Source organism: uncultured Abyssibacter sp. (assembly GCF_964000955.1).
GTDB lineage: Bacteria > Pseudomonadota > Gammaproteobacteria > Nevskiales > OUC007 > Abyssibacter.
The window spans coordinates 24036-30749 of record NZ_CAXFCL010000206.1; the positions used below are offsets into that span (position 1 = coordinate 24036).

Consider the following 6714-nt stretch of genomic DNA (forward strand, 5'->3'; position numbering starts at 1 on the left):
CGCCTACGCCCGGCGCTGCCCCAGGCGGCGCGCATGCGGCGTCACCCCATGCCAGCGCCGGAACGCGTTGATGAAGCTGGTCGCCTCGGCATAGCCCAGTCGGGTGGCGATCTGGTCGATGGACAGGCGCGGACCGGCCAGGTACTCGTCGGCCAGGGCCTGGCGCACCTCGTCGCGTAACTCGGCGTAGGTCGTGCCCTCGTCCTGCAATCGTCGGCGCAGGGTACGGGGAATCATGTGCAGGCCCTCGGCGATCTCACGCATGGTCGGGCCGTCCGACAGCCGAGCGGCGATCCGCTCACGAACCTTCCCGGCCAGACCACCACGCGGACTGCGGCTGTCCAGAATGCGCCGACACTGCTCTTCGGCCGCCTGACGGGCGAGTTCGTTGGCCTGCGGCAACCGCCGCTCCAGCGGGGCACGGTCGAGCACCACCTCGTTGCGGGGCGCGTTGAAGCTGGGTGTCACACCAAAGAACGCCCGGTAGGCCTCGACATTGGCCGGCGCGCTGAAACGGAAGGCCAGCGCCCGGATCACCGGCTGCGGCCCGAAGATGTCGCGTTGCAGTGTCACGAACGCGGAGGCATCGCGCTCGACGAGAAAGCGCCGCAGGTCCGGCGGCAGGTCGCGATCGTCCAGCGTCACCCGCGAGCTGTCCTCGTCGTCTTCCAGACCGAACTGCGGAAACGCGAAGGTGAGATGGATGTAGCGCAGGCCAACCGACATGGCCTCGCGCATGGTCTGGCTGCTGACCATCGCGAACCCCAGCGCGCCGAACGCGGTGAAGTGATAACGCTGCCCGGCGGCGACGCCCAGGGCCTGATCATCACCCAGCGCCTCGACAAGGTTGCGGATCAGGCGCAGTTCCTGCTCGCCGTCCACCACCGCGTTCGGGTCGGACAGCCGCTCCGGACGCACCCGCGTCCCGGCCAGCGCGACCGCCTGTGGCACACCATGCTCGACGGCCAGCTCGGTCATCAGCCGCATGCTGGTGATGCTGCGCCGGAAATCCCATCCGGCCATCGCGCGGCCCTCCTGCCCGGGTTTGTCCCATTTTATAGATATTTTGTCCTCGAAGCCCCTGCACGCACAAGCCGGCGCCTTCTACAGTGGAATGAGGAACAACAAGAACACAGTGCAGGAGGCGCGCCTGATGGCTGAAAAGCAGCCCGAAAGCTGGGGATCGGCAACCCCGCATATCGTCATCATCGGCACCGGCTTTGGCGGGCTGGGCATGGCCATGCAACTCAAGCGCGCCGGCATCCACTCGTTCACGCTGCTGGAGAAGGCCTCCAGCATCGGCGGCACCTGGCGGGACAACACCTACCCCGGCGCCGCCTGCGATGTGCAGTCGCATCTGTACTCCTACTCCTTCGAGCCCAAGAGCGACTGGAGCCGCAAGTTCGGCCTGCAACCGGAAATCCGCTCCTACATGGAGCGCTGCGCCGCCCGCTACGGCCTGCGCGATCACATCCGCTTCAATCAGGAGGTGGAATCGGCCAGCTTCGACAAGGCGACCGGCACCTGGACCATCCGCACCCGCGCGGGCGAGACGTTCCGGGCCCGCGTCCTGATCAGCGCCGTGGGCCAGCTCAACCAGCCGGCGTATCCCAGGATCAAGGGCATCGAGACCTTCAAGGGCGAGGCCTTCCACTCCGCCCGCTGGAATCACGATGTCGACCTGACCGGCAAGTCCGTCGCGGTGATCGGCACCGGCGCCAGCGCCATCCAGTTCGTGCCGCAGATCGTGCCCAGGGTGAAGGAACTGAAACTGTTCCAGCGCTCCGGCGCCTGGGTCATCCCCAAGCCAGATCGCCCGTTCACCGGCTTCGAGCAACGGCTGTTCGAATCGCTCCCGATCGCCGATCGGCTTTATCGCGGGCTGATCTACTGGAAGAACGAGGCGCGCGCCCTGGCCTTCACCCGCTTTGGCGGGCTACTGGAAGCCTGGGCCTGGCAGAGCCGACGCGTGATGAAACGCCAGATCCGCGACCCGGAGAAACGCCGCAAGCTGACCCCCAACTACAAGATCGGCTGCAAGCGCCTGCTGATCTCCAACGACTGGTTCCCGGCCGTCAACGAGGACCACGTCGATGTCATCACCGACGCCATCGACCACGTGGACGAGACCGCCGTGGTCACGGCCGATGGCACCCGCCACGAAGTCGACGCGATCATCTACGGCACCGGCTTCAAGGCCACGGATTTCCTCACGCCAATGACCATCACCGGCCTCGACGGCCAGGACCTGAACGCCGCCTGGAAGGACGGCGCCGAGGCCTACAAGGGCATTAGCGTGTCCGGCTTCCCCAACCTGTTTCTGCTGTACGGCCCCAACACCAACCTGGCCCACAGTTCGATCATCTTCATGCTCGAATCGCAGATTCGCTACGTGATGCAATGCATTCGCATGCTGGAGGACCCGGGCCTCGGATACATGGACGTCAAGGCAGAACCGCAGGCGGCATTCAGCCAGCGCATGCAGCGGCAACTCCGCCGCAGCGTCTGGGTCGCCGGCTGCGACTCCTGGTACGTGAACGACGCCGGCAAGGTCGTCAACAACTGGCCCGGCTTCACGTTCACGTATCGAATGACGACCGGCAAGCTGGACCCGCGGGACTACGAACTCGCGCCCGCCTCGGCGGCCTGATCGTGCAGGGCCTCCTCAAGCTGGCCGTCCGCGGCCTGGTCAGGCCGGCACTCTCCGGGCGGGTCCCGGTAGGCATGCAACGAGTATGGGGCGGGCTCATCGGCCTCACCCTGCTCGGCCCGCGCGGCGCCACCTACCACGAGCGCCGGCAGGCTGGCGTGTCGCTGCTGGAGATCACGCCGGCCACGCGCGAGGACGGCCGCGGCGTTCTCTACCTGCACGGCGGAGGCTACGTCATGGGCGGATTCGCCAGCCATTGCAAGCTGGCGGCGGCCATCGGCGATGCCGCCGGCGCCCGCGTGTGGCTGCCCGACTATCGGCTCGCACCGGAGGACCCCCATCCGGCCGCGCTGAAGGATGTGGTGGCGATTTACTCGGACCTGCTCCAGCAGGGTCAGGCGGCGGACCAACTCGTCATTGCCGGTGACTCGGCCGGCGGAGGCCTGAGCCTGGCGCTGGCCCTGGCGATTCGCGATGCCGGCCTGCCCCCGCCGGCCGCGCTGGTGCTGATCTCGCCCTGGACCGATCTGAGCCTCAGCGGCCCCAGCATTGCCAGCCATGCCGGGCGAGACCCCATGCTCACGCCCGGCTGGCTGCGCGCCTGCAGCGCGGCGTATCGCGACGGTGTATCGAGCGCCGATCCCGCCTGCTCGCCGCTGTTCGCCGATCTCCACGGATTGCCCCCCACACTGATCCAGGTGGGCTCGGAGGAAATCCTGCTGTCGGACGCCCTGCGCCTGCGCGACCGCCTGCACAACGCCGGCGCGGATTGCGAATTGCAGCAGTTCGCGGGACTCTGGCATGTATTCCAGTTGCACCACGGGCTGCTCAGCGGCGCGAACCGGGCCGTCGAAGACATCGGCACCTTTATAAGAAACAAGACAATGCGACTGGCCCAAGCGGCCTGATGGAGGAGAACGCATGGACGCGCACGATTACGACTACGTCATCGTCGGCTCCGGATTTGGCGGCAGCGTGTCCGCCTATCGCCTGAGCGAAAAGGGCTACAAGGTCCTCGTGGTGGAACAGGGCCGGCGCTGGACGCCCGAGACCCTGCCCAAGACCAACTGGCGGATTCGCGACTACCTGTGGATGCCGCTACTGGCGCTCAAGGGCTTTCTGCGCCTGCGGCTGTTCCGCCACGTGATGATCCTGCACGGCAACGCCGTGGGCGGTGGTTCCATCACCTATGCGCAAACCCTGCTCGTGCCGCCGGATTCCGTCTGGAACGACGGCAACTGGGCCGGCCTGGATCAGTGGCAGCAGACCATGCCGGGCCACTACGCCACCGCCAAGCACATGCTCGGCGTAACCGAGAACAAGCGCCCGGGCCTGGCCGACGCACGGCTCAAGGAAATGGCCCGGGCCGCTGGCGTCGAAGACAGCTTCTACTACACCCAGGTCGGCGTGTTCTTCGGCAACGAAGACGATGAACCCGGCAAGACCGTGCCGGACCCGTACTTTGGTGGCGAAGGCCCCGAGCGCACGGCCTGCCTGGGCTGCGGCGCCTGCATGGTCGGCTGCCGCCACGGCGCCAAGAACACGCTGGACAAGAACTACCTGTACCTCGCCGAGCGCCAGGGCGCGGAGGTTCGCGCGGAAACCCAGGTGATCGACGTACGCCCCCTGGGCAACGCCGACGGCTCGGACGGCTACACCGTCACCACCGTCCCGACCTTCGCCCGCCTGTCCAGGCGGCGTAGCACGATCACCGCGAAGAACGTGGTGTTCGCCGCCTCGTCGCTGGGTACCCAGGAACTGCTGTTCCGGCTCAAGGACGGCGGCTCGCTGCCCAATGTCTCCGACGATCTGGGCAAGCGCGTGCGCACCAACGCGGAATCCATTCTCGGCGTGCGCTACCCCGGCACCGAGCAGGATTTGTCGAAAGGCGTCGCGATCGGCTCCGGCATCTACATCGACAAACACACGCACATTGAAGCGGTGCGCTACCCGGACGGCTCCAACCTCATGAGCGGCCTGTTCACCGTGCTCACCGGCGGGCGCTCCGGCCCCGTGCGCGTGCTGTACTGGATGGCGGCCATGCTCAGATTGCTGCTGACCCGCCCCATCGCCGGCCTTCGTTCGATTCTGCCGTGGCGCTGGTCACGCGAAACCGTGATCTTTCTGGTGATGCAGACCATCGACGGCCACATCGACATGCGCTGGCAGCGCCCGTGGTATTGGCCGTTCAAGAAAACACTGACCAGCCACGGCGACCGCATCCCCACCTTCATCCCCGAGGCCAACGCCTTTGCCGAAAAGGCGGCGCAGGCCACCGGCGGCATCGCCCAGTCATCAATGAGCGAGATCGCCTTCAACGTGCCGATGACCGCCCACTGCATGGGTGGCTGCGCCATGGCGGAATCCCCGGACAAGGGCGTGATCGACGCGCAGAATCGCGTGTTCAACTACCAGGGACTTTACGTGGTCGATGGCTCGATGCTCAGCGCCAATCTGGGCGTGAACCCGAGCCTGACGATCACCGCGCTGGCCGAGCGGGCGATGAGCTTCATCCCCGCCAAGGGCGAGGTCGAAGTGAGGCAGGCCGCATGACAAACCGCTACGCCAGGGTGCTGTTCACGGTGGCAGCCGCGTTCAACGCACTCGTGGCGCTGTCGATGATGCTCGCCTGGCCCCAGATGCAGCAGCTGCTGAAGCTCGCCCCGGCCGAGGGCAGCAACCGCGTCATGCTCAACATCTGCGGCATGCTGATTCTCACGTTCGGTTACGCGTACTACATGGCGGGCCGCGACCCGGTTCGCTACCGGCCGTACATCCTGCTTGGCGCCATTGGCAAGCTGCTCGTGGTGATCGTCGCGCTGCCCGTGGTCATCACCGGCGGTCAGGGGTATCTGCTCGGCTGGGCCGCGCTGGGCGACCTGGTCTTCGCCGGGCTGTTCCTGGACTACCTGCGCCGCCACGCCTATCGCTCGGCCCCGATCCTGGGCCGCCGCTAGCCACCCGAGGGGGACGACAGTCATGGCGAAATTCGAATGGGCCGACGCGGTCGTGGTGATCACCGGCGCCAGTGGCGATCTGGGCCGGCACCTGTGCACGGCAATGCTCGAGCGGGGCGCGCGCCTGGCGGTGATGGACCTGGACGCCGCCACGGTGACCGCGCAGGCCGAATCCTATGGCGATGCGACCCGCACACGCGGCTGGGCCGCCGATGTACGTGACATGGCGCAGATCACCGACGCGATGAACGCAGCCGCCGAGCACTTCGGCCGGCTGGACCTGGTGATCGCCAACGCCGGCGTTGCCTCGCTGGAACCGGTGGCGACGCAATCCGATGCATCGTTCGTCCGCACCATCGACGTCAACCTCAACGGCGTGTTCCGCACCTTCCAGGCCGGGCTGCCGCATGTGCGGAAATCCGGCGGCCACCTGCTGGCGATCGCGTCCATGGCGTCGTTCGTCAACTCACCGATGCAGGGCGCCTACACCGCCAGCAAGGCCGGCGTGCTCGCGCTGTGCAATGCCCTGCGGCTGGAAGTGCGGCACCTGGGCGTGACGGTCGGCAGCATCCACCCCACCTTCTTCAAGACCCCGCTGGCCGACCAGCTCCTCGACAACTCGGCAGGACGCCGGCTTTATGACGACAACACCGGCCTGTTCAAGCTGACCACGGTCGAGGATGTGGTCGCCGCGACGATGAAGGCCATCACCCGCCGCAGCCAGAAGGCCGTGATCCCCAGGCACAACCTGCCGATCACCTGGATGCCGGAACTAACGCGCAAGCTGACCGACCGGGTGATGTTCGGTCCGCGCAAGGTCGCCGATGCGATGGAAAAACTTTAAGGAAGCTCAGGCTCAGCTATCAACGCCCGCCCGCAACAACACCGTGCGGGTCTGCCGCAGCATGTCGCCGGAGGCCGGCTGCTCCACACCCCGCAGAATCGTGTTGGAAATCTCGCGACAGGCCGCGGAACGCAATGCGATGGTCAAGTCGTTACGCGCGGCCCAGCTCTCGATCTCACCCAGAATCGCCTTGAACCCGGCCTCCCGCCGGGAACGGGCGGCGGCATCCGGCGGCGCGTTTCGCGGAGTGAGCGCGACAATCC

General features: G+C 66.7%; 7 protein-coding genes. 5 read left to right on the top strand and 2 right to left on the bottom strand.

All coding sequences use genetic code 11. From position 1 onward, the window contains the following. Nucleotides 1–3: 3 nt before the first annotated feature. Entirely contained in the window at nucleotides 4–1023 is a 1020-nt protein-coding gene (locus tag ABNS06_RS10040; protein ID WP_348674356.1) for an AraC family transcriptional regulator, read from the bottom strand. Nucleotides 1024–1153: 130 nt separating this feature from the next. Here ABNS06_RS10040 and ABNS06_RS10045 point away from each other — a divergent pair, with 130 nt between their 5' ends. The 5 genes from ABNS06_RS10045 (at nucleotide 1154) to ABNS06_RS10065 (ending at nucleotide 6451) form a co-directional block, all read left to right on the top strand. After that, nucleotides 1154–2650, top strand: a complete 1497-nt coding sequence (locus ABNS06_RS10045; RefSeq protein WP_348674358.1) for an NAD(P)/FAD-dependent oxidoreductase — start codon at nucleotides 1154–1156, stop codon at nucleotides 2648–2650. Between the two features lie 74 nt (nucleotides 2651–2724). Further along, a complete protein-coding gene (locus ABNS06_RS10050) occupies nucleotides 2725–3558 on the top strand; it encodes an alpha/beta hydrolase (RefSeq protein WP_348674360.1) in 834 nt (277 codons plus the stop codon). Nucleotides 3559–3571: 13 nt separating this feature from the next. After that, complete coding sequence (locus tag ABNS06_RS10055; RefSeq protein ID WP_348674362.1) at nucleotides 3572–5203, top strand: GMC family oxidoreductase; 1632 nt, start codon at nucleotides 3572–3574, stop codon at nucleotides 5201–5203. Beyond that, nucleotides 5200–5607 (top strand): hypothetical protein, encoded by a 408-nt coding sequence (locus ABNS06_RS10060; protein ID WP_348674364.1) that lies wholly within the window; start codon nucleotides 5200–5202, stop codon nucleotides 5605–5607. Before ABNS06_RS10055 ends, ABNS06_RS10060 begins: the two co-directional genes overlap by 4 nt. A gap of 22 nt (nucleotides 5608–5629) precedes the next feature. Next, complete coding sequence (locus ABNS06_RS10065) at nucleotides 5630–6451, top strand: SDR family NAD(P)-dependent oxidoreductase (RefSeq protein WP_348674366.1); 822 nt, start codon at nucleotides 5630–5632, stop codon at nucleotides 6449–6451. 12 nt (nucleotides 6452–6463) lie between these two features. Here the strand turns inward: ABNS06_RS10065 and ABNS06_RS10070 are convergent. Then, nucleotides 6464–6714: hypothetical protein (locus tag ABNS06_RS10070; protein WP_348674367.1), on the bottom strand; the 251-nt coding region annotated here is incomplete at its 5' end.